The sequence below is a fragment of the Halomonas sp. BMC6 genome, from assembly GCF_964204995.1.
Classification (GTDB): Bacteria; Pseudomonadota; Gammaproteobacteria; order Pseudomonadales; family Halomonadaceae; genus Vreelandella.
Window position 1 is genome coordinate 1,932,774 of the sequence record NZ_CAXNSH010000001.1, and the last position, 21,400, is coordinate 1,954,173.

The window sequence follows — 21,400 nt, forward strand, 5'->3', positions numbered from 1 at the left end:
TAAGGAAACGCCGCCGCCCGCGACCAGACGACGACGTTTCCAGGGCCCCAAGTGGGGGCTCATAACGTCAGGCGTTAGTGAAACATCGCGCTGACGGATTCCTCGTTGCTGACGCGGCGAATGGCTTCCGCAATCAGGCCAGCAACGCTCAACTGGCGAATTTTTCCGCTGCGACGCGCATGGTCGGCGAGCGGAATGGTGTCGGTCACGACAACCTCGTCCAGTACAGAGTTGGTGATGTTGTCGACCGCGGGGCCGGACAAAATCGGATGCGTGGCGTACGCAACAACGCGCGCAGCGCCGTGGTCTTTCAGAGCTTCACCGGCTTTACACAGCGTGCCGGCGGTGTCGATCATGTCATCGACGACCACGCAGGTGCGGCCTTCGATTTCACCGATGATGTGCATCACCTGGGCTTGGTTCGCCTGGGGGCGACGCTTGTCGATGATGGCCAGATCAGCGTTGAGCTGCTTGGCGATGGCGCGGGCACGCACGACGCCACCAACATCGGGGGAAACAACCACGAGATCGTCGTAGTTTTGACGCTCGATGTCGTCCAGCAGGATCGGTGAGCCGTACACGTTATCAACCGGTACGTCGAAGAAACCTTGGATTTGGTCAGCGTGCAGGTCCATGGTCATGACGCGGTCAACGCCTGCTTTCACCATCATGTCCGCCACGACTTTGGCAGAGATGGGAACACGGGCGGAGCGTACACGACGGTCCTGGCGGGCATAACCAAAATAGGGAACCACTGCCGTAATACGGGTCGCTGAGGCGCGACGCAGAGCGTCGACCATCAGGATCAGTTCCATCAGGTTGTCGTTCGTCGGGGCACAGGTGGATTGCAGGATGAAGACATCCTTACCACGCACGTTCTCATTGATCTCGACCGCGATTTCGCCGTCGCTAAATTGACCAACCGTTGCGTTACCCATACGGCTGTCTAAGCTCTCGGCAATCTTTTGAGCGAGTTCGGGATTGGCATTCCCGGTGAAAACCATCAATTTTGACACGCGCAGCCACCTTTGCAGTGTTGGGGATCAGGGGAGAAAACGCAGATCAACATTAGAATTGGCTGGGGTACCAGGATTCGAACCTGGGAATGCCGATACCAAAAACCGGTGCCTTACCACTTGGCGATACCCCAGCAATAACCTAATGCGATGACCGGGCGCTTTCAGCAGCCCAGAGCATCTTGTAGGGGAGAGGTGTTAAGTCCGCGCGCGACCCATGCTTGCCAGCGCTGATTAGCCTGTTCAACCACCGTTTGCGCAGCTTCTTTGGAATCGAATGCTGCAAACAAACAGGCGCCTGTGCCCGTCAGCCGACTAGGTGCATGCTGCGCGAGCCAGTCAAGCGCTTCCGCGATATGCGGGTAGCGTTTTTTGACGGTAGCTTCGCAGTCATTACGCCACTCGGCCACTCCCCCCTGCAGTGCGCGCGCCATAGTAATGGGGAGGCTGTCGCGTGTCAATTCCGAGTCATGGAAGATGGCCGGGGTGGAAACGCTAATGCCGGGGTGAATGACCGCGAACCACGGAGTGTCGAGGGTCACGGGCGTCAGCTTTTCGCCGATGCCTTCCGCCCAGGCGCTGCGGCCATGGACGAAAACCGGCACGTCGGCACCCAAGGCTAGCCCCAGCTCTGCCAGGGAGGCATCGCTAAGCCCCAGCTGCCAGAGCTGGTTGAGTCCTTTGAGCACGGTGGCCGCGTTGGAGCTGCCCCCACCCAGACCGCCGCCCATGGGCAGGTGCTTCTCGATGGTGATCGACGCACCTAGGTGGGTGCCGCTGGCCTGCTGCAATAACGCGGCTGCCCGAACGATCAGGTTGTCATCGTGGGCGACGCCTGCCATTGGCGTCATGAGTTCGATGACGCCATCGTGGCGTAGTGTCATGCTCAGGTAGTCGCACAGGTCGATGAGTTGAAACAGCGTCTGCAGTTCATGGTAGCCGTCTGGGCGACGCCCTACGATATGCAGCATACGGTTCAGCTTGGCGGGAGCAGGTAGGGTAAGGGTGTGGAGTATTGCGGACATGCCGTCTCTCTACTGCTAAACGTATGAAAAAGGGCTGGCGCTGGGCCAGCCCGAGGAGCCTATTCCGTCGCCTGCCACTGGTTGACGACCAGCGTAATGCGCACGTCGCCGTAGTTCATCACCAAGCGGCGCGGCAGCCACATGCCTTCGGCCTGCTCCCAGTCGCGGTAATCGATGTCCCAGCCGTCCTGCTGCAAGAAGCTGGGGAAACCCAGCTCGTCGGTTTCGAGCTGGTAGCTGGCGTGGTCGCCGGGCAGGCCGCGCACCCAGTCGGGCATGGCGCGCACCGGTAACGACCAGCCAAGCTGCTCTTCCATCAAGGCTTCGGGGGTTTCGGCTTCGAAACGGCCTTCGCTGGTGGTCAGTGAGAAACGTCCTTCACGGCCTTCCAGAACGCTGCGGCCGCCACCGAAGGGGCCGCTGATCAGCATGCGGAAGTAGTAGGGCGTTTGGTTCCAGTCCAGGTTGGCGCTGGTGTTCTCCTGGGGCGTGCGCAGACCTGCTTTACCGACCAGCGTCCAGCTATCGAACGCTTCCACCTCGGCCTGCTGGCGCTCCCACTGTCCGGCTTGACGGCCACTCTCATCGACGGGCGCTTGGCTGGCACACCCCGCCAGTGCGGCCATGGCCAGCGCAGCTACCCATAGGCGTGCAGAGCGGTAGCGTGGCGAGGTCGGCGTGCTGTGCAAAAAAGAAGTCAACATAACTGGCTCCATGTCCGTGCTGTCGATAGAGAGGAAACGCGGGCGGCGGTGACGCGCGCCCACAAAACGTATGCCTTAGGGCGTGCGCGAGGGGGTAAGTTCAGGATAGCGCTCGAGCAGGTCGTCTATTTGCGGATGATACGTCGCGCGCTGAAGAACGCGCTCGATGAGTTGCCGCGCTTCGTCGCTACGGCCCAGCGAGTGCAGCACCTCAGCCAAGTGGGCGGCAATTTCTTGGTCGGGCATCTGAGCGTAGGCGCTTTCCAACCATGCCAGCGCGTCGTCGGGCTGACCGAGGCGGAAGTACACCCACCCCATGCTGTCGAGCACCGCCGGGTTATCCGGGTCGGCTTCGTAGGCACGCTCAATGAGGTCGCGGGCCTCTTCCAGCCTGCCGGGGAGGTTGAGGTCAGCGAGGGTGTAGCCCAGCGCGTTCAGCGCATCGGCGTTGTTGGGCTCGGTGCGCAGAATTTGCCGTAAGTCCCGCTCCATGCCTGCCAAGTCACCCATCTCCCAGGCGCGCATGGCGCGTAGGTAGAGCAGGCTAGTGTCATCCGGCGTGCGGGTGATTTCGCGATCCAACAGCGCCGTGGCGTCCTCTTGCAGTGAGAGTTCGTCCAATAGCTGCACTTCTAAGCGGACCAAGTCGCCGAAATAGGCGTCGTGGCGCATACGCTCGATGCGCAAGAACGCACGGGCGTCCAGAAGGCGGTCGTCTTCAATCAGCATGTTGGCGGCAGCGGCCCGGGCGGGCAGGAACTCTTCGCCCTCGTGTACCTGGCGGTAGTAGAGAAGGGCGTTGTCCACTTCACCCTGCGACTGCGCAATCGCGCCCATCAGAAAGTAGGCGACGTTGGGGATGTTCTCTTGACCGATCAGCGGTTGCAGTAACCGGTAGGCAGGCTCGCTGTGGCCCTCTTCTAAGTAGAGCTGCGCCAGCGCGATACGCAAATCCTGGTTGCCGCCGTGGCTATCGAGCAGCGCGTTGGTTTGCACTTCGGCGGCAGCGATGTTGTTGAGGCGAATTTCCGCCTGCGCCAGCATCAGGATGAAGCGTACGTCGTCAGGGGCTAGGCTCAAGCCCTGTTGGGCAGCTTGCTGGGCGCCGCGATGGTCGCCGGTTTCCAGCGCTAAGCGGGCTTTCGCCAGCCACAGGGCGGCGGACTCGGGCTCCTGCTGCTCTACTTCATCTAAATAACGCTGGGCCGTTTGCGTTTCGCCTAAGGCGGCTTCGATCAGTGCCGTGCCGAGCAGGACGTCGCTATGAAACTCGCGTTCAGATATTTCGGGCTGGGCCAGATAGCTGCGTAGCTGCTGTGCCAGTAGCCGCAGCGGTGCCTCTTCGGCCACCGCAATTTCAGCGAAGGTGGCAATCTCGCCGTTGCCATCTGCTTCAGCAATGGCGAGCCGCTGCTCGAGGCTGTCGAGCCAGTCGCCCCGCTGCAGCGACAGCGATGCCAGCAGGCGATTGGGCGTTTCTGCGCGGGGGTCGAGTTCCCGCCAGCGCAGCGCCGAGGCTTCCATTAGCGCAGCGTCGTTGCCAAACCGAGCGGCGAAGGTAGCGCGTTCGGCAAGCCCCGGTGAGGGATAGCGCTGCGCGGCGTCGAGATAGCCTTGCCCCGCATAGCGATAGTCGCCGCGCTGCCCGGCCAGCTCCGCTGCCAGCAGGGTGCTCAACCCAGCGGCATCTAACCCGCGCGTGACGGGCGGCGCCGAGGCCATGGGGTCTTCGACGCGAGCGTGCTCGTCGTCACCCAACAGCGCAGGCGAGAGCTGGCAGCCGCTCAGTAGCAGCGTGGCGGCCAGGGGAAACAGTGGAAAACCCGAAAACGAAAGGGGAATACCCAGAAGTGTTGCGCGATGGGGCATGCGTATCTCGATCAAGTGGCCGAGTGTTCAGCATAGCGGCTTGGCTGCCTGCGGCAAAGTGGTGTGCGCCAGAAGATGCTCGGCTGTGATAGAATGATCCACCTTGAAAAAGAGCCGAGTCAGCGCAATTCACTCAATAGGCTGCTCTCTTAGACTTGTATCAGCAAGCCAAGAAACAATGACCGACAGTGACGTGACGACCGATCCACTAGCGAAGACGCATAACCCATGACGCTTCTTGCCCTGGGAATCAATCATCGTACTGCCACCGTAGCGGTGCGTGAGCAGGTAGCCTTTACGCCGACGCAGCTAGAAAGCGCGTTGGCCGAGCTGCGTAGCCTGCCGCACATCAGCGAAGCGGCGGTGCTATCGACGTGTAATCGCACGGAACTCTACTGTGTGACGGATGCCGCCGGTGAGCAGACCGTGCTGGACTGGCTGGGTCGTTTTCACAATTTACGCGTGGAAGAACTCTCCCGCTGCGCTTACCACTACCACGACAACGACGCCGCTCGGCACTTGATGCGCGTGGCCGTTGGTCTGGACTCCATGGTGTTGGGCGAGCCGCAAATTCTCGGCCAGTTGAAAGAGGCCTATCAGCAGGCGCGTCAGGCCAAAGGCCTGGGCGGTGAGCTGGAGCGCCTGTTCCAGCACACGTTTGCCGTGGCCAAACAGGTGCGCACCGAAACTGGCATCGGTAAAAATCCGGTGTCCGTTGCCTATGCTGCCGTGAGCATGGCTAGCCGCATATTCGATGATTTCAGCCGCGCCAACGCGTTACTGATTGGGGCCGGTGAGACCATCGAGCTGGTGGCCCGTCACCTGCACGAAGCCGGGGTGCGCCAGCTCACCGTTGCCAACCGTACTCGAGAGCGCGCCGAGCAGGTCTCTTCCTCGCTGGGGGGGACGGCGATTACGCTGCCGGAGATTCCCGATGCGCTGGAACGCGCCGACATCGTCATCTCTTCCACTGCCTCGCCGCTGCCGATTCTGGGCAAGGGTATGGTCGAGCGGGCGCTGAAAAAGCGCCGCCATCGCCCGGTCTTCATGGTAGACATCGCCGTGCCCCGGGATATCGAGCCGGAAGTGGGGGAGCTGGCGGACGTGTTCCTCTATACCGTCGATGACCTGGAAGAGGTGATCGAAGAAAATCGGCGTCATCGCCAGGTTGCGGCCGACCAAGCCGAGTCGCTGATCGAACACGGCGTGGGGAGCTGGCAGCAGGAGCGGCGGGTACGCAACGGGGGCGAGGTGATTCGCGATTTTCGGCGTCACGGTGAATCGCTGCGCGACCAAGCCCGCGACCAAGCGTTGGAGCGCCTGGCCAAAGGCGAAGACCCTGCCAAAGTGGTCGAGCGTTTGGCGCACCAGCTCGCTAACCGCTTCATGCATCAGCCGACGCTGACCATTCGCGAAGCGGCCGCCCAGGAAAACCACGATTTGCTCAGCGCCGCGCCGCGCCTGTTACTGCCTCCGAAGCCCGCCTTCGAGCAGCCTGCGCCCTCGGCAAAACGCCAGAAGGATGATACGCCCGCATGAAAGAGACTTTGCGCCAACGTTTAGACAGCTTTTCCGACCGGTTCGAAGAGCTGGCCATGCTGCTGTCGGATCCTGAGGTGATCAACCATCAGCAGCGCTTTCGCGACTACTCCCGTGAGTACGCCGAACTCGAAGAGCTGGTCGCCGCGTGGAAACGCTACCTCGACGTGGAACAGGGCATTGCCGAGGCCGAGCAGCTCAGCCGCGATAGCGACCCCGAGATGCGCGAGCTGGCCGAGATGGAGATTCTCGATGGCCGCGAGCAGTTGGAAACGCTCGATGCAGAACTCAAGCGCCTGCTGATTCCGAAAGATCCGGACGATGGTCGCGGCGTCTTCTTGGAAGTGCGCGCGGGCACCGGGGGCGATGAAGCGGCGATTTTTGCGGGCGACCTGTTTCGTATGTACTCCCGCTATGCGGAAAAGCGCGGCTGGCGCGTCGAAATTGTTAGCGCTAGCCACGGCGAGCAGGGCGGTTATAAAGAAGTGATCTCCCGGGTGAAGGGCGATGGCGTTTATGCACGGCTCAAGTTCGAATCGGGCGCTCACCGGGTGCAGCGCGTACCGGCGACCGAATCCCAGGGGCGTATCCACACGTCAGCGTGCACCGTCGCGGTGATGCCCGAGGTGGACGAAGTGGGCGATATCGATATCAATCCGGCCGATTTGCGGGTCGATACCTACCGCTCCAGCGGTGCCGGTGGTCAGCACGTCAACACCACCGACTCCGCGATCCGGATTACCCACCTGCCCACCGGCGTGGTCGTGGAGTGCCAGGAAGAGCGTAGCCAGCACAAGAACCGCGCCAAAGCGATGTCGCTGCTGGCCGCCAAGCTCAAGCGCAACGCGGTGGATTCCCAGCGCCAGGAGCAAGCCGATGCCCGCCGCTCGCTGGTAGGCTCTGGTGACCGCAGCGAGCGAATTCGGACGTACAACTTTCCTCAGGGGCGCATTACCGACCACCGTATCAACCTGACGCTCTACAAGCTGACCGAAGTAGTGAGCGGTGAGCAGTTGGACGACGTGATCGAGCCGCTGATTCACGAGTACCAAGCGGAACAGCTTTCGGCCCTGCAGGACGCGTAATGACGTTCGATGCCTTGCTGAACAGCGCGGCCCAGCGGCTGCAGCGCGCCGGTTCGCCATCGCCACGGATCGATGCCGAGGTGCTGATGGCCTTTGCCACGGGGCGCAGCCGCACATGGCTATACACCTGGGGCGATGGTGAATGCCCTACTTGGGAACATGCCCGCTTTGATGCACTGGTCGCCGCCCGCGCCCTGGGCCAGCCTGTGGCTTATTTGACCGGAGAGCGCGAGTTTTGGGGGTTGCCGCTGGCGACCTCTCCCTCCACGCTGATTCCCCGCCCCGATACCGAAACGCTAGTGGACGCCGTGCTGGCGCGTGCCAAAACGTCCGTCGGCAGGCTGCTAGACCTGGGCACGGGCACTGGGGCCATCGCGCTGGCCTTTGCCAGTGAACGACCGGCATGGCAGGTCGTTGGGGTCGATGTTCGCCCGGAAGCAGTGGCACTAGCCACTCACAATACTCAGTCGCTGCGCATCCCCAACACAACTTTTCTGGTAAGCGACTGGTTTGCCGCGCTGACGGCGCCGCCTGAGGGCGCGGCCTTTGACATCATCGTCAGTAATCCGCCTTACATCGCAGCCGACGACCCGCATTTAGCCGAGGGTGACGTGCGCTTCGAGCCGCGTTCAGCGCTGGTGGCCGGGGCCGATGGCATGGCCGACCTGCTGCATCTGATCACCGCTGCGCAAAGGTTTCTTTCGTCGGGCGGCTGGCTGGCGCTGGAGCACGGCTACCAGCAGGCGCCCCTTGTTCGCCAAGCGCTGATTCATGCGGGTTATCAAAACGTTGAAAGCGTGCAAGACATCGGCGGCCATGAACGGGTTACCCTGGGGCATCTCGACTAACTGCCTGATTCATCAGTATTGGATCCTGCCATGAAACCAAAAAATAGAACGCTGGACCGTATCGACCTGAAAATTTTGCGTTGCCTGCAAGAAAACGCGCGCATCTCTTATGTAGACCTCGCGTCAGAGGTTGGGTTATCCACAACCCCTTGCCTAGAGCGCGTCAAGCGCCTGGAGCGTGCGGGGATCATTCGCGGCTATCAGGCCATTCTCGACCCTCGGGCACTCAAGGCGAACCTGCTGGTCTTCGTGGAAATTAGCCTGGAAACCCAGTCACCTGCCGTGTTCGACGAGTTTCGCCGTGCGGTGGAGAAGCTGCCGCAAATTCAGGAGTGCCATTTGGTCTCTGGGCAGTTCGATTACATTTTGAAGTGCCGCATTCCCGAAATGGCCGCGTATCGTCAGCTATTGGGCGATGTGGTGCTGACCCTGCCCGGCGTGAAAGAGTCGAAAAGCTACGTGGTGATGGAGGAGGTGAAGGAGAGCTTTAGCCTGCACATCCCCGACTTCGAGGAATTTGAGGATAAGTAACGCGATGATGGACGACCAGGCGCTGCTGCGCTATAGCCGCCAAATCATGCTGCCTGAGGTGGACATTGAAGGGCAGGAGCGCTTGCGCGCTGCCCATGCGCTGATCATCGGTGCCGGTGGGCTGGGCTCGCCGGTGGCGCTCTATCTCGCGGCGGCGGGCGTAGGCACCATTACCATCGCCGATGCTGACCATGTCGAGCTAACCAATTTGCAGCGCCAAATTGCCCATCATCAGGCAAGCCTGGGGGTGAACAAAGCGCGTTCAGCCAAGGAGCGTATGCAGGCGCTCAATCCTGAGTGCCAGGTCGTGGCGGTAGAGCAGCAAGCAGAAGGCGAAGCGCTCACTGCACTGGTGGCCTCGGCCGATGTGGTGCTGGACTGTACCGACCGTTTCTCCAGCCGCTATGCCATCAATGCCGCCTCCCAGCAGGCAGGCGTGCCGCTGATTTCCGGCGCGGCGATTCGCTTTTCGGGCCAGCTGGCGGTGTTCGACCCGCTTGATGAGGCGTGCCCTTGCTACGCCTGCCTCTACCCGCCAGCAGACAGCGACGACGAAGCGCTGAGCTGTGCAGAGAGCGGTGTCATGGCTCCGCTGGTAGGGCTGATTGGCTGCTTCCAGGCGGTGGAAGCGTTTAAGCTTTTAAGCGGCGCGGGGAGGACGCATCAAGGCTTATCTACCTTCGATGGTTTGACCGGCCAGTGGCGCCATTTCCAGGTGCCGAGAGACCCCGCCTGCTCGGTGTGTAGCGCCCGCGCATAAAAAAACGCCCGCAGGGAGGCGGGCGCGACGTCACGGTCTTCACGTCAAAGGGAACGAACTCAGTAGGGCGGCGCTGCCGCCCTCTTAGCCAGTCATTCGGTTAGTTACGAATCAGGTAATCGAAGGCACCCAGTGACGCCTTGGCACCTTCACCCATGGCAATGATGATTTGCTTGTAGGGCACGGTAGTGACATCGCCTGCGGCGAACACGCCGGGCACCGAGGTCATGCCGTGGGCATCGACGATGATCTCGCCACGGGGTGACATTTCGATGGGTGAGCCTTTCAGCCACTCGGTATTGGGTACCAGGCCGATTTGTACGAAGATGCCTTCCAGCTCGATGCTCTTCACTTCATCGGTGTTGCGGTCTTTGTAGGTCAGGCCGTTGACACGGCTGCCGTCACCGGTGACTTCAGTCGTTTGGGCATTCAGCACGATATCCACGTTCGGCAAGCTCTTCAGCTTCTTCTGCAGTACCGCGTCGGCGCGCATTTCACCCATGAACTCCACCAGCGTCACGTGACCGACGATACCGGCTAGGTCGATCGCGGCTTCGACGCCAGAGTTACCGCCACCAATGACCGCCACACGCTTGCCTTTGAACAGCGGGCCATCGCAGTGAGGGCAGTAGGCAACGCCTTTGTTGCGGTACTCTTGCTCGCCGGGCACGTTCATTTCACGCCAGCGGGCACCGGTCGCCAGTACCAGGGTCTTGCTTTTCAGCTTGGCACCGGACTCGAAAGTGACTTCGTGCAGGCCGCCTTCGGCTTCCGCCGCTTTGAACGACGTGGCGCGCTGGAGGTTCATCACGTCGACGTCGTACTCTTTGACGTGTTCTTCAAGGGCGCTGACCAGCTTGGGGCCTTCGGTATGGGTGACGGAGATGAAGTTCTCGATGCCCATGGTGTCGGCAACTTGGCCGCCAAAACGTTCGGCAGCAACGCCGGTATTGATGCCCTTACGGGCAGAGTAGATCGCTGCCGACGCACCTGCCGGGCCGCCGCCGATAACGAGGGTGTCAAACGCGGCTTTTTCGCTCAGCTTCTTGGCTTCACGTTCGGCAGCGCCGGTATCTACTTTGGCCAGAATCTGTTCGAGGGTCATGCGGCCCTGGTCGAACGGCTTGCCGTTCAAGTAGATGCTGGGCACGGACATGATTTCGCGCGATTCGACTTCATCCTGGAACAGCGCACCGTCGATGGCGACGTGGCGCACCTTCGGGTTGAAGATCGCCATCAGGTTCAGCGCTTGCACGACATCCGGGCAGTTCTGGCAGGAGAGCGAGTAGTAGGTCTCGAACAGCATCTCGCCGTCGAGGGCTTTGATCTGATCGAGCAGTTCTTGAGAAGTCTTGGGTGGGTGGCCACCCACTTGCAGCAGCGCCAGTACCAGCGAGGTGAACTCGTGGCCCATGGGGATGCCAGCAAATACCACGCCGGTCTCTTCGCCGGGGCGGTTAATCGCAAACGACGGGGTACGGCTGTCTTGCCCGTCGGTGTGCAGAGTAATCTTATCGGTGAGGCTGCTGATATCTTCCAGCAAACCCAGCAATTCACGTGACTTGGCACCGTCATCGAGGGACGCAACGATCTCGAACGGTTGAGTCACTTTTTCCAGGTAAGCTTTCAACTGATTTTTTAAATTGGCGTCCAGCATGACAGTGGCTTCCTCGCAGTCAGCAGTAAGTCGTTCTCGACCTAAAACGCACGCTGCCGAATTAGTCGGGCAGCCGATGGCGCTAGGGAAAACAGGGATGCGGTGATACGGGTACTTAAACAAAACACCCGGGCCGAGTGCCCGGGTGTCGTGCTGCCTTTGGGGCAGCGGTAGGCGATTTAGATTTTGCCTACGAGGTCCAGAGACGGGGCAAGGGTCTCTTCGCCTTCTTTCCATTTGGCCGGGCACACTTCGTTCGGGTTTTCACGAACGTACTGAGCAGCCTTCACTTTACGCAGCAGCTCTTCGGCATTACGACCGATGTTGCCAGCATTGATTTCGACGATCTGAATTTTGCCATCCGGGTCGACGACGAAGGTGCCGCGCTCGGCCAGACCTGCTTCTTCGATCAGAACTTCGAAGTTGCGAGAAATCTGTAGGGTCGGGTCAGCGATCATCGGGTACTGGAGCTTACCGATGGTGTCAGAGCTGTCGTGCCATGCTTTGTGGGTGAAGTGAGTGTCGGTAGACACACTGTAGATCTCGACGCCCAGCTTCTTGAAGGCTTCGTAGTTGTCGGCCAAGTCGCCAAGCTCAGTCGGGCAGACGAACGTGAAGTCGGCCGGGTAGAAGAAGAAGATGGACCACTGACCTTTCAAATCCGCTTCAGTGACGTCGATAAACTCGCCGTTCAGGTAAGCGGTGGCTTTAAACGGTTTTACTTCAGTGTTGATCAAAGACATTCAGAACGTCTCCACAAAAGGTGAATGGCAGTAGAAAAAGTTGTTGCTCATGGTAGCGGACTACGACTAATAGCTAAAATTGGAAAAGCGAATCTTTCCAATAGGTAGTGGCTATTGAACGATGTGGCTACCGTCAGCGACCCTTGAGGTGGGGGCGGTAGCTCCTGAATACAAGAATTTTTCAGTTACTCTTGCGATAGACGGCACTGCACCGCAAAATTCGCACGGTTGCGATAATCGCCTAAGCTGTTTTCAGTTGGATTCGGTGGGCACATGACGACACCTGCCAACGAACAGCCGGTGGCCGAACGTGGGCTGTGATGGTGTGGACTTTACATTTTAGGAGTAGGTCAATGGGGAACATCCAAAAACTTTCAGGGGCCGTTACGGCCATCTCTTTCGCCGTAGCGGCTGCCGCTGCCCACGCTGACGAAGTGCGGGTATACAACTGGTCTGACTATATCGCCCCGGAAACGCTGGAGAAGTTCACCGAGCGTACCGGTATCGAAGTAACGTACGATGTGTACGACAGTAACGAAATTCTCGACGCTGCGCTGCTGTCCGGCCGTTCAGGCTATGACGTGGTGGTGCCGTCAACCTACTACTTTACGCGCCAACTCAAAGCAGGCGTGTTTCAGCCGCTCGACCACGAGCTGCTGCCCAACCTGGACAACCTCGACCCTGAGCTGATGGCCAACCTCGAGTCCATCGACCCAGGTAGCGAATACTCCGTTCCTTACATGTGGGGTACGAATGGCATCGGCTATAACGTCGAGCGTGTCACCGAAATTCTCGGTGACGATGCTCCGTTGGATAGCTGGGCGCTGCTGTTCGACCCGGAAATCACCACCCAGCTGAGCGAAGCAGGCTGCGGCCTGGCCATGATGGATTCAGGCGATGAAATGCTGTCGCCGGCCATGGTTTACCTTGGTTTGGATCCGCTGAACGAGACCGTCGAAGACATCGAAGCCGCCGGTGAGCTGATCGCCAACGTTCGTGACAACATTACGTACTTCCACTCTTCGCGTTACGTGTCTGACCTCGCCAACGGCGATATTTGCGTGGCCGCAGGTTACTCTGGCGATATCTTCCAAGCCGCTGCGCGTGCCGAAGAAGCGGGTCGCGACTTCACCATCGGTTACAGCATTCCGAAAGAGGGCGCTGCCCTCTGGTTCGACATGATGGCGGTGCCGGCGGATGCGCCGAACCCCGAGAACGCTCACGCCTTCATCAACTTCATCCTCGACCCGGAAATCGCCGCTGAGATAAGCGAGTACGTGCGTTACGCCAACCCCAACCTGGCGGCTAACGAGTACCTGTCCGATGAACTGATCAACGACCCGGCCATTTACCCCGAGACCGACGTGATGAAGAACCTCTACGTTCAAGTCGAGAAACCCCAGGAACTATTGCGTGCTCGCACGCGCACCTGGAACCGCGTCAAATCTGGACGTTAATGCCAATCATCGTCTGACGGCGAGCCGGGCTGCTGCCCGGCTCGCTGTTTGTCTTTTATCGCCCGGTTAACCGGGCCTTTTGATGGGAGTGGCGAATGGTCACTACGCCCCTGTCGAACGACGCCTCCTCTGCTTCGTCTGCCGTTCCTCCTCCGGCTCGCGCCCAGGGGAAGGCACCTCGATTTGCCGAGGATATCGTTTTAGAGGTCAAGCGTTTGAGCAAGCGATTCGATGATGCGCTTGCCGTGGATGACGTGAATTTACAGGTAAAGCGCGGCGAAATTTTTGCCCTGCTGGGCGGCTCGGGGTCGGGTAAGTCGACGCTGCTGCGCATGCTGGCCGGGTTCGAAACGCCCAGTGAAGGGCGCATTTTGTTGAGTGGCGAGAACATCACCGAGATGCCGCCACACAAGCGTCCCATCAACATGATGTTTCAGTCGTATGCCCTGTTTCCGCATATGACCGTGGCCCAAAACATCGCCTTCGGCCTGAAGCAGGACAAGCTACCTAAAGCTGAAATCGATGCGCGGGTTGCCCAGATGCTCAAACTGGTGCACATGGAGCGCTTCGCCAAGCGTAAGCCTCACCAGCTCTCGGGTGGTCAGCGTCAGCGTGTGGCTTTGGCCCGCTCGCTCGCCAAGCGACCCAAGCTGCTGCTTCTCGATGAGCCCATGGGCGCACTGGATAAAAAGCTGCGTACCGAAATGCAGTTGGAAGTGGTCGAGATCATCGAGCAGGTAGGCGTGACCTGCATCATGGTGACCCACGACCAGGAAGAAGCCATGACCATGGCGGATCGGGTGGCGATCATGGCCGATGGCTGGATCGAGCAAGTCGGCTCGCCGGTGGATATTTATGAAAGTCCCGCTAGCCGTATGGTGGCCGAATTCGTGGGCACGGTGAACCTGTTCGAAGGCGAGATCATCGAAGACGCCGCCGATCATTGCCGCATCGAATCACCGGCGCTGTCTCGGCCGATCTACATCGACCACGGCATCACCACGCAAGCGGTGGACCGTCGGGTGTGGGCAGCGCTGCGCCCCGAGAAAATCTGGCTGACTCGCGAACAGCCGACGTGTGAGTACAACTGGGAAGCGGGCAAAGTGGACGATATCGCCTATTTGGGCGGCTACTCGCTCTACTACGTGCGCACCGCCTCAGGGCAGATGATCAAGGTGAGCATGGCCAACACCGAGCGTCGCGGCGACCGTCCCACCTGGGAGGATAGCGTGTACGTTTATTGGGAAGACCATAGCGCTATCGTGCTGAACCGCTAATGCCCGGGTGGCTGAGAGGAGATTGCCTATTATGATGCCATCTCGCATTGCAGGCGTGATCAAGCGGATGCAGCTAGGCCGTCGCGCCGTGATTGCGTTCCCGCTGGTGTGGCTCACGCTGTTTTTCCTGCTCCCGTTTGCGCTGGTGCTGAAAATCAGCCTGTCAGAGTCAGCGATTGCCATACCGCCCTATGGGCCGCTGGTGGAGTATGCCGACCAAACGCTGAACATCTTTTTGAATGTGGGCAACTATCTGTTTTTGTTGTCCGATTCCCTTTATGTGGCGGCGTACTGGGGGTCGATCAAGACCGCCTTCATCGCCACGGCGGTGTGTTTGCTGATTGGTTATCCAATGGCGTATGCCATGGCGCGTGCGCCGGGCCGCTGGCAGCTCATTCTGCTGCTGTTGGTCATGCTGCCATCGTGGACCTCATTTCTGATTCGGGTCTACGCCTGGATGGGCATTCTCAGCAATAGCGGCTTGATCAATAACCTGCTGATCGGTTTGGGGATCATCGACTCCCCCTTACAGATGATGAACACCCATTTTTCGGTGATTGTAGGGATCGTCTACGCCTACCTGCCGTTCATGGTGCTGCCGCTGTATGCCCACTTGACGCGTTTGGATAACTCGCTGCTGGAAGCGGCGTCGGATCTTGGGTCACGTAAATTCAACACCTTCTTGAAAGTCACGCTGCCGCTCTCGATGGGGGGCATCATCGCAGGCTCGATGCTGGTGTTCATACCGGCAGTCGGGGAATTCGTCATTCCTGAGCTGCTGGGCGGCCCAGATACGCTGATGATTGGTAAGGTGCTGTGGGAAGAGTTCTTCCTCAACCGGGATTGGCCCGTGGCCTCGGCGCTCGCCATGGTCATGCTACTGCTGTTGCTTGTCCCCATCGTGTGGTTTCACCGTTACCAGTCACGGGAGCTTGAAGAATGATGAGATCGCGTCGACGCCCAAGTTTTACCACCGTGATGCTGGTTGCAGGGCTGCTGTTTCTCTATCTACCCATGGTCGTGCTGGTGGTCTATTCGTTCAACGAATCCCGCTTAGTGACGGTATGGGCCGGGTTTTCCACCCAGTGGTACGGCGAGCTGTTCCGTGACCAGCAGATTCTGTCGGCGGTTTGGACCAGCCTGGAGATCGCCTTCTTTGCCGCCAGCATGGCGGTGTGCCTAGGCACGGTCGCTGCCTTCGTCATGACGCGCTACGGCCATTTTCGGGGGAAAACGGCGCTCTCGAGTATGGTGACCGCGCCGCTGGTCATGCCGGAGGTGATCACCGGTCTTTCGCTGCTGCTGCTATTCGTGCAAATGGCGCAGCTGATCGGCTGGCCCGCCGACCGTGGCATGGCGACCATCTGGATTGCCCACACCACGTTCTGCAGTGCCTACGTGGCGGTCGTGGTGGCCGCTCGTCTGAGGGAAGTGGACCGCTCTATCGAAGAGGCGGCCATGGACTTAGGCTCACCGCCGGTCAAAACCTTCTTCTTCGTGACGCTGCCAGTGATCTCGCCCGCGCTGGCCGCGGGCTGGCTGCTGGCGTTCACCCTATCGCTGGACGACTTGGTCATCGCCAGCTTCGTGTCGGGCCCCGGTGCGAATACGCTGCCGATGGTGGTGTTCTCTTCCGTGCGTATGGGGGTGTCTCCGAAGATCAATGCGCTGGCGACGCTGATCATTTTGACGGTGTCGTTGGCGACGCTGCTGGCGTGGTACTTCATGCGCCGCAGCGAGGCCAAGCGTTTGGCAGCCATTCAGCAGGCCGAAGGGGCTTGAGGGCAGGGCGGTAAAGCGCTAGAGGACGTCGTCGTCACGCCCCGTGATGACGGCGTCTAGCTCACCGGTCATGGGAGAGACGATGACCTGTAGCTGAATGGGCGCACAGCACTGGTGACAATCCTCCCAGGTGTCGTGGCTGCCCTGGGAGGTGTCGATCACGAAGGTGAGCGGCGTGTCACAGTAAGGGCAGTGAAAATCGTGATTGACTAACGCATCGTCTTGCATGGTATTTGCCCTTTTTAGCGTTACACTCGTGGTACAACAGCATGATGGTTTCTTAGTGTAGCAGTGCTGTTGGCAAGCAGGCACCTGAGGCGCGAATCAGGTAGGATAGTGGCAGGTTGTCCCGAATCACCTAGCGAGATGAAAGCGATGATGAAACGATACATGGCAGTTGCGGCCCTAGCGGCCTTCCCGATGGTCGCCCAGGCGGAAACACCCAACGTGACGCCCGGCGAATGGGAGTTCGTCAGCGTGACCAGCGTCAGCGGCGATATGCAGATTCCCGATCAAACCGAAACCGAGCGTCAGTGCATCACGCAGGAAGAGCTGGAAGGCGCGGAGTTTGGGTTCATCGAAGAGGAAGAGGGCTGCGAGCTGCTTGACCAAGACATGAATGCCGACGGCCTCTCCTACAGCATGGTATGCCGCGCTGAAGGTGGCGAAGCCACCATCGACGGCGAAATGCGCTTCATGGGCGAGCAGATCGAAGGCACCGTGGATATTCTGACGCAGTCCCCCATGGGTGAGCTGACCATGAACACCGCGATTGAAGGCGAGCGCATCGGCGACTGCGAATAAGCACAGCCGTTGTGACGATTAAACACTAAGGGCGCCGCGTTGGCGCCCTTAGTGTTTCTGGTGGTTATGCTTTATCGCTCGGGCGTATCAAGCGGCGTGTGTTGAGCCGTGGGCGCATTAGCGATTTCTTCTTCGAGCTGGCGCTTCACTGCTCCAGGCGAGCCAGAGTGGCGGGCCAGCAGATCGTAGGCCACTGGCACGACGAACAGCGTAAAGACGGTTGCCGCCCCAACCCCGGCCATGATCACCGTGCCAATCACCAAGCGCGACTCTGCCCCCGGGCCGCTGGAGATGATCAGTGGAATGGCCCCCGCCATGGTGGTCACGGCGGTCATCAAAATGGGCCGCAGGCGAGTGACCGAGGCTTCAATCAGCGCCGAGCGAAATCCTTGGCCCTCATCGCGCAATTGGTTGGCGAACTCGACGATCAAGATACCGTTCTTGGCTGCCAAACCAATCAGCAGCACCAGGCCCACTTGGCTGTAGATATTCAGTGACTGGCCGCTGAGCAGCAGCGCGAGCAGTGCGCCACTCATGGCCAGCGGCACCGTGAGCATAATCACAAACGGGTGGATGAGACTTTCGAACTGGGCGGCCAGTACCAGGAACACCACCACCGCACCCAGCACCAGGAGGAACATCGTCGCACCGCTGGCCTGCTGGAAATCCCGGGATGGCCCCGCCACGTTGGTTTGTACCTCTTCTGGCAGCAGGGTGTCGGCGGTATCTTGCAGGTAGGCCAGCGCTTCGCCCAGCGGGTAGCCGTCGGCGAGGTTCGCTTCGATGGTGATGGCGCGTACTCGGTCGAAGCGGTTGAGCGTACTGGCACCGGCAAAGTCGGACAGCGTGACCAGACTGGCCAGTGGAATCAGTTCGCCCGTGCGCGCCGAGCGGACCTGAATGTTATCCAGCGCGCGGGGGCTGTTTTGGCGGCTGCGGTCGCCTTCCACGATGACGTCGTACTCTTCGCCGTCGTCCACGTAACGGGTCACGTTACGGCCCCCCAGCAGCACTTCCAGCGTGCGGCCAATCTCGGTAACGGTCACACCTAGCGAGGCGGCACGCTCGTAATCGATATCGACCCGCAGCTGCGGCTGGGTTTCATCGTAGTTGCTCTCGATGGCCGTCAAACGCGGGTTGTTTTCCCGCACGTGATTGATCAATCGATCACGCCAGCGGGCAAGCTCTTCGTAAGTGCCGCCGCCCAACACAAACTGCACCGGCTTTTGGGTGCGCTGGCCAAAGCCCTGGCGCATCACTGGAAAGGCTTGAACGCCCGGCAGCGAGCGGAGCTGCTGGCGCACGTCGGCCATGATCTCCCAGGCGCTGCGGCGGCTGCCCCAGTCGGCCATATTGACGATGATGAAGCCGCTGTTGAAGTTCTCGATATTGCCGAAGCCGCGCGGGGCACGCACGACCACGCGCTCCAGCTCGCCGCTCTCAACAAACGGCGTCAGCCGCGCTTCGATTTCATCCATGTAATCCATCATGTAGTCGAAGGTAGCTCCCTCAGGCCCGTTGACCAGCACGATGAAGTTGCCGCGGTCTTCCTGCGGGGTGTACTCATTGGGCAGTTCCGATGCCAGCCACGCTGTGCCTGCAATCAGCAGCGCAAACAGGGCGACCACCAGCCACTTGGCCGCCAGCACGACTTCCAGCGCTCGCTGGTAGCGGCGCTTGGTGCCGTCCAGCAGCCACTGCACGCCTTGGCCAACGCGGCTATCGTGCATGCCGGGCTTAAGAATTTTGGAGGCCATCATCGGCGTTAGGGTGAGCGCGAGCAGGGTAGAGACGACCACCGCCGCTGCCATGGTGAGGGCGAATTCCGAGAACAGCCGGCCAATGTCGCCTTGCAGCATGCTGAGCGGCACAAAGACGGCGACTAGCACCAGCGTCGTGGCGATCACCGCAAAGGCGATTTGACGCGTGCCGCGAAAGGCGGCCACCAGCGGCGTTTCGCCGTAGTCATGCATGCGTCGGTTGATGTTTTCGAGCACCACAATGGCGTCGTCCACGATCAGCCCGATGGCCAGCACCAGGGCGAGCAGGGTGAGCAGGTTGATGGAGAAGTTCATCGCCGCGAGCGCCGTGAAAGCGCCAATCACGGCAATCGGCACCGTGACGGCGGGGACGAGGGTCGTGCGCAGGTTGCCCAGGAACAGAAAGATCACCACCACCACGAGCCCCATGGCGATAAAGAGGGTCATCACCACCTGCTCGATGGCACCGGAGACGAATACCGAGGCGTCGTAATTCAGAGCCAGCGACATGCCTTCGGGCAGAGTGCCTTGTAGCCGCGTCAACTCCTGTTGCACCGCTTCTGACAGCTCGATCACATTGGCGGTGGACTGCATGATCATCCCTAGGCCCACCATGGGCACGCCGTTGGCTCGGAACACCGAGCGATCCTCCACCGACCCAACTTCCACGCGGGCGACATCGGAAAGACGTACCAAATAACCGTTGCTGCTTTGGGCCAGGGCCAAACGCTGAAAATCATCGGCGGTAGAGAAGCTGCGCGGCAGACGGACGATGAACTGGCGGTCGTCGGACTCGATCGAACCTGCGGGAAGTTCGACGTTTTCCGCCCGCAGTGCATCTTCCACGTCGCCCACGGTGAGGCCGCGAGCCGCCAAGGCGTTACGGTCGAGCCAGATGCGCATGGCATAATCCTGCCCGCCGCCCACGCGAACGCGGGCAACGCCCGGCTGCACCGAGAGGCTATCGACAAGAAAGCGGTTGGCGTAGTCGGTGAGCTCGGCAATTGAGTAGTCCGCTCCCGAGAGGCTGAGCCAAACGACGATCTCTTCGCTGCTGTCGGCTTTGGTAACTTCCGGGTTGTCGGCGTCGTCGGGTAGGTTGCGTAGTGCGCCTGAAATGCGGTCGCGGATATCGTTAGCGGCAGCGTTGATATCCATGGTGATGGCAAACTCGATCTCGATGCGCGAGCGGCCATCTTCACTTTGCGAGGTGATGAGTTCGATGCCCTCCACCCCGGCAATGCGATCTTCTAACACTTGGGTAATGCGTGTTTCTACTACGCTGGCAGAGGCACCGGGGTAGCGGGTATCGATACTGACGATGGGCGGGTCGACCGTAGGGTATTCTTGCAGCGGCAAGCGGTTGAGCGCCAGCAAGCCAAAGGCAATGATCAGGGCGGCAATCACCATGGCCAGAACGGGCCGCTGGACGGAAATGTCGGATAAACGCATTAGCGATCAGCCTCCAGCAGCGAGCGAATGTCCGTCGTGTCATCAGCAATGCCCAATATGCGTACTTCCTGGCCTTCCCGGGCGAGCTGCAGGCCGTGAATCACGACCAAGTCGCCTTCACGAATACCTTCCAACACCTCGACTTCTCCACTGCGCCGCTCGCCAATAGCGACTTCACGACGCTCTAAGCGCGGGGCCTCTTGCTGTTGAATCACCATGACAAAATGGCGGTTGCCGCTGGGTTGAAGGGCGGCTTCGGGCAGCACTAACGCATCGCGCACGCGCTGCTGCACGATGACTTCCATCAGCATGCCAGGGCGCAGCTTTAAGTCAGGATTGGCCAACTCGGCGCGCACGTTGACGCTGCGGGAGACGGGGTCGATACGGGTGCCGATACTCGAGATCTCGCCGCGAAACACTTCATCCGGGTACGCGGCGGTGGTGGCGCTCAGGCTCAGCCCAGCTGAGAGTCGGTCTAGAAATACTTCGGGCACGGAGAAGTCGAGTTTCATGACGTCGAGCTTGTCGAGAGTCACCAGCGCCATGCCAGGCGTAACGAGTGCGCCCACACTGACATTGCGAAAGCCCACCCGGCCGCTGAACGGCGCGTGGATGCGATAGTTTTCCAGGCGGGCTTCCAGCGCTTGGGCATCAGCTTGCGCTTGGCGAAGCTGGGATTGAGTATCTTCGACGTCGGCTCTGGCCGCGAGGTTGCGCTGCTGTAGCTGCGAGGCGCGGCCAGAGGCGTTACGCCGTTCATCGGTAATGGCTTGGGCAGCCCGTAACAGCGCCTGCTCCTCGCTGTCTTCGAGGCGAATCAATAAACGGCCACGCTCGACCTGCTCGCCATCGTCGAAATTGATTTCAGCGATGGTGTCCGTGACGGTAGCGGATAGGGTAACGCTCTCATCGGCGTTCAAGGTGCCCAACGCTTCCAGCGGATCGGACCATGTTTCGGTCTTGACGTGGTAACCAATGACCGGTGGCTGCGATTGCGCATAGGCACCAGCGGCCCATCCGAGCAGGAGCAAGAGGCAGCAAAAAAAGCGTTTAAAAGCGAACATAGGTGTCTCTATCGTATTGAACAGGAG

Annotated in this window: 19 protein-coding genes and 1 tRNA gene; 10 read left to right on the forward strand and 10 right to left on the reverse strand. The window is 60.1% G+C overall.

The features are described 5' to 3' along the window. Nucleotides 1-74: 74 nt before the first annotated feature. From AB6K10_RS09255 to AB6K10_RS09275, 5 genes are all read right to left on the reverse strand, one after another. Nucleotides 75-1,016 (reverse strand): ribose-phosphate pyrophosphokinase, encoded by a 942-nt coding sequence (locus AB6K10_RS09255; RefSeq protein WP_026001771.1) that lies wholly within the window; start codon nucleotides 1,014-1,016, stop codon nucleotides 75-77. A gap of 59 nt (nucleotides 1,017-1,075) precedes the next feature. Then, nucleotides 1,076-1,150: transfer RNA gene (locus tag AB6K10_RS09260), tRNA-Gln, on the reverse strand. Between the two features lie 30 nt (nucleotides 1,151-1,180). Further along, a complete protein-coding gene (gene ispE, locus AB6K10_RS09265) occupies nucleotides 1,181-2,041 on the reverse strand; it encodes a 4-(cytidine 5'-diphospho)-2-C-methyl-D-erythritol kinase (protein WP_339118514.1) in 861 nt (286 codons plus the stop codon). 59 nt (nucleotides 2,042-2,100) lie between these two features. After that, complete coding sequence (gene lolB / locus AB6K10_RS09270) at nucleotides 2,101-2,745, reverse strand: lipoprotein insertase outer membrane protein LolB (RefSeq protein WP_253017229.1); 645 nt, start codon at nucleotides 2,743-2,745, stop codon at nucleotides 2,101-2,103. 75 nt (nucleotides 2,746-2,820) lie between these two features. Then, nucleotides 2,821-4,614, reverse strand: coding sequence for a tetratricopeptide repeat protein (locus AB6K10_RS09275; protein WP_339118515.1), 1,794 nt, complete (start codon nucleotides 4,612-4,614; stop codon nucleotides 2,821-2,823). Between the two features lie 228 nt (nucleotides 4,615-4,842). Between AB6K10_RS09275 and hemA the strand changes: the two genes are divergently transcribed. Genes hemA through AB6K10_RS09300 form a run of 5 tightly spaced genes read left to right on the forward strand, consistent with a single transcriptional unit; the run spans nucleotide 4,843 to nucleotide 9,377 of the window. Beyond that, nucleotides 4,843-6,153 (forward strand): glutamyl-tRNA reductase, encoded by a 1,311-nt coding sequence (gene hemA / locus AB6K10_RS09280; RefSeq protein WP_159341656.1) that lies wholly within the window; start codon nucleotides 4,843-4,845, stop codon nucleotides 6,151-6,153. Beyond that, a complete protein-coding gene (prfA, locus tag AB6K10_RS09285) occupies nucleotides 6,150-7,238 on the forward strand; it encodes a peptide chain release factor 1 (protein ID WP_253017234.1) in 1,089 nt (362 codons plus the stop codon). The genes hemA and prfA overlap by 4 nt, the downstream gene beginning before the upstream one ends. Then, entirely contained in the window at nucleotides 7,238-8,086 is an 849-nt protein-coding gene (prmC, locus tag AB6K10_RS09290; protein WP_339118516.1) for a peptide chain release factor N(5)-glutamine methyltransferase, read from the forward strand. The genes prfA and prmC overlap by 1 nt, the downstream gene beginning before the upstream one ends. A 30-nt stretch (nucleotides 8,087-8,116) precedes the next feature. Beyond that, nucleotides 8,117-8,617 carry an Lrp/AsnC ligand binding domain-containing protein gene (locus AB6K10_RS09295; RefSeq protein WP_044628221.1) on the forward strand — a complete coding sequence of 167 codons (501 nt, stop codon included), beginning with the start codon at nucleotides 8,117-8,119 and terminating at the stop codon, nucleotides 8,615-8,617. Nucleotides 8,618-8,621: 4 nt separating this feature from the next. Then, nucleotides 8,622-9,377: a molybdopterin-synthase adenylyltransferase MoeB gene (locus AB6K10_RS09300; RefSeq protein ID WP_339118517.1), complete on the forward strand. Its 756-nt coding sequence runs from the start codon at nucleotides 8,622-8,624 to the stop codon at nucleotides 9,375-9,377. A gap of 100 nt (nucleotides 9,378-9,477) precedes the next feature. Here AB6K10_RS09300 and ahpF read toward each other — a convergent pair whose 3' ends face one another. Continuing rightward, nucleotides 9,478-11,034 carry an alkyl hydroperoxide reductase subunit F gene (gene ahpF / locus AB6K10_RS09305; RefSeq protein WP_159341660.1) on the reverse strand — a complete coding sequence of 519 codons (1,557 nt, stop codon included), beginning with the start codon at nucleotides 11,032-11,034 and terminating at the stop codon, nucleotides 9,478-9,480. A 179-nt stretch (nucleotides 11,035-11,213) separates the two neighbouring features. Continuing rightward, the gene (gene ahpC / locus AB6K10_RS09310) at nucleotides 11,214-11,777 is read right to left on the reverse strand and encodes an alkyl hydroperoxide reductase subunit C (protein WP_159341661.1); all 564 of its coding nucleotides are present in this window, start codon (nucleotides 11,775-11,777) and stop codon (nucleotides 11,214-11,216) included. 353 nt (nucleotides 11,778-12,130) lie between these two features. Between ahpC and AB6K10_RS09315 the strand changes: the two genes are divergently transcribed. The 4 genes from AB6K10_RS09315 to AB6K10_RS09330 all read left to right on the forward strand — a co-directional run bounded on the left by AB6K10_RS09315 (nucleotide 12,131) and on the right by AB6K10_RS09330 (nucleotide 16,293). After that, the gene (locus AB6K10_RS09315; protein WP_159341662.1) at nucleotides 12,131-13,234 is read left to right on the forward strand and encodes a polyamine ABC transporter substrate-binding protein; all 1,104 of its coding nucleotides are present in this window, start codon (nucleotides 12,131-12,133) and stop codon (nucleotides 13,232-13,234) included. 95 nt (nucleotides 13,235-13,329) lie between these two features. Continuing rightward, nucleotides 13,330-14,511, forward strand: coding sequence for an ABC transporter ATP-binding protein (locus AB6K10_RS09320; RefSeq protein ID WP_159341663.1), 1,182 nt, complete (start codon nucleotides 13,330-13,332; stop codon nucleotides 14,509-14,511). Between the two features lie 31 nt (nucleotides 14,512-14,542). Continuing rightward, complete coding sequence (locus AB6K10_RS09325) at nucleotides 14,543-15,454, forward strand: ABC transporter permease subunit (RefSeq protein ID WP_159341664.1); 912 nt, start codon at nucleotides 14,543-14,545, stop codon at nucleotides 15,452-15,454. Continuing rightward, entirely contained in the window at nucleotides 15,451-16,293 is an 843-nt protein-coding gene (locus AB6K10_RS09330; RefSeq protein WP_159341665.1) for an ABC transporter permease subunit, read from the forward strand. Before AB6K10_RS09325 ends, AB6K10_RS09330 begins: the two co-directional genes overlap by 4 nt. A gap of 18 nt (nucleotides 16,294-16,311) precedes the next feature. Here AB6K10_RS09330 and AB6K10_RS09335 read toward each other — a convergent pair whose 3' ends face one another. Further along, entirely contained in the window at nucleotides 16,312-16,521 is a 210-nt protein-coding gene (locus AB6K10_RS09335) for a CPXCG motif-containing cysteine-rich protein (RefSeq protein WP_159341666.1), read from the reverse strand. Nucleotides 16,522-16,683: 162 nt separating this feature from the next. On the opposite strand from AB6K10_RS09335, the gene AB6K10_RS09340 reads away from it, so the two are divergent. Beyond that, on the forward strand, nucleotides 16,684-17,097 hold the full coding sequence (locus AB6K10_RS09340; protein ID WP_253017241.1) for a DUF3617 family protein: 414 nt from the start codon (nucleotides 16,684-16,686) through the stop codon (nucleotides 17,095-17,097). Nucleotides 17,098-17,168: 71 nt separating this feature from the next. Here the strand turns inward: AB6K10_RS09340 and AB6K10_RS09345 are convergent, their stop codons facing one another. Then, entirely contained in the window at nucleotides 17,169-20,309 is a 3,141-nt protein-coding gene (locus AB6K10_RS09345; RefSeq protein WP_253017242.1) for an efflux RND transporter permease subunit, read from the reverse strand. Next, nucleotides 20,309-21,373 carry an efflux RND transporter periplasmic adaptor subunit gene (locus AB6K10_RS09350; RefSeq protein ID WP_339118518.1) on the reverse strand — a complete coding sequence of 355 codons (1,065 nt, stop codon included), beginning with the start codon at nucleotides 21,371-21,373 and terminating at the stop codon, nucleotides 20,309-20,311. Before AB6K10_RS09350 ends, AB6K10_RS09345 begins: the two co-directional genes overlap by 1 nt. Nucleotides 21,374-21,400 lie beyond the last annotated feature (27 nt).

Excerpts from the sequence above, each read along its gene's own strand:
- ispE (WP_339118514.1), bottom strand. The coding sequence starts at position 2,041 with ATGTCCGCAATACTCCACACCCTTACCCTACCTGCTCCCGCCAAGCTG.
- lolB (WP_253017229.1), bottom strand. The coding sequence starts at position 2,745 with ATGTTGACTTCTTTTTTGCACAGCACGCCGACCTCGCCACGCTACCGC.
- AB6K10_RS09275 (WP_339118515.1), bottom strand. The coding sequence starts at position 4,614 with ATGCCCCATCGCGCAACACTTCTGGGTATTCCCCTTTCGTTTTCGGGT.
- hemA (WP_159341656.1), top strand. The coding sequence starts at position 4,843 with ATGACGCTTCTTGCCCTGGGAATCAATCATCGTACTGCCACCGTAGCG.
- prfA (WP_253017234.1), top strand. The coding sequence starts at position 6,150 with ATGAAAGAGACTTTGCGCCAACGTTTAGACAGCTTTTCCGACCGGTTC.
- prmC (WP_339118516.1), top strand. The coding sequence starts at position 7,238 with ATGACGTTCGATGCCTTGCTGAACAGCGCGGCCCAGCGGCTGCAGCGC.
- AB6K10_RS09295 (WP_044628221.1), top strand. The coding sequence starts at position 8,117 with ATGAAACCAAAAAATAGAACGCTGGACCGTATCGACCTGAAAATTTTG.
- AB6K10_RS09300 (WP_339118517.1), top strand. The coding sequence starts at position 8,622 with ATGATGGACGACCAGGCGCTGCTGCGCTATAGCCGCCAAATCATGCTG.
- ahpF (WP_159341660.1), bottom strand. The coding sequence starts at position 11,034 with ATGCTGGACGCCAATTTAAAAAATCAGTTGAAAGCTTACCTGGAAAAA.
- ahpC (WP_159341661.1), bottom strand. The coding sequence starts at position 11,777 with ATGTCTTTGATCAACACTGAAGTAAAACCGTTTAAAGCCACCGCTTAC.
- AB6K10_RS09315 (WP_159341662.1), top strand. The coding sequence starts at position 12,131 with ATGGGGAACATCCAAAAACTTTCAGGGGCCGTTACGGCCATCTCTTTC.
- AB6K10_RS09320 (WP_159341663.1), top strand. The coding sequence starts at position 13,330 with ATGGTCACTACGCCCCTGTCGAACGACGCCTCCTCTGCTTCGTCTGCC.
- AB6K10_RS09325 (WP_159341664.1), top strand. The coding sequence starts at position 14,543 with ATGATGCCATCTCGCATTGCAGGCGTGATCAAGCGGATGCAGCTAGGC.
- AB6K10_RS09330 (WP_159341665.1), top strand. The coding sequence starts at position 15,451 with ATGATGAGATCGCGTCGACGCCCAAGTTTTACCACCGTGATGCTGGTT.
- AB6K10_RS09335 (WP_159341666.1), bottom strand. The coding sequence starts at position 16,521 with ATGCAAGACGATGCGTTAGTCAATCACGATTTTCACTGCCCTTACTGT.
- AB6K10_RS09340 (WP_253017241.1), top strand. The coding sequence starts at position 16,684 with ATGGCAGTTGCGGCCCTAGCGGCCTTCCCGATGGTCGCCCAGGCGGAA.
- AB6K10_RS09345 (WP_253017242.1), bottom strand. The coding sequence starts at position 20,309 with ATGCGTTTATCCGACATTTCCGTCCAGCGGCCCGTTCTGGCCATGGTG.
- AB6K10_RS09350 (WP_339118518.1), bottom strand. The coding sequence starts at position 21,373 with ATGTTCGCTTTTAAACGCTTTTTTTGCTGCCTCTTGCTCCTGCTCGGA.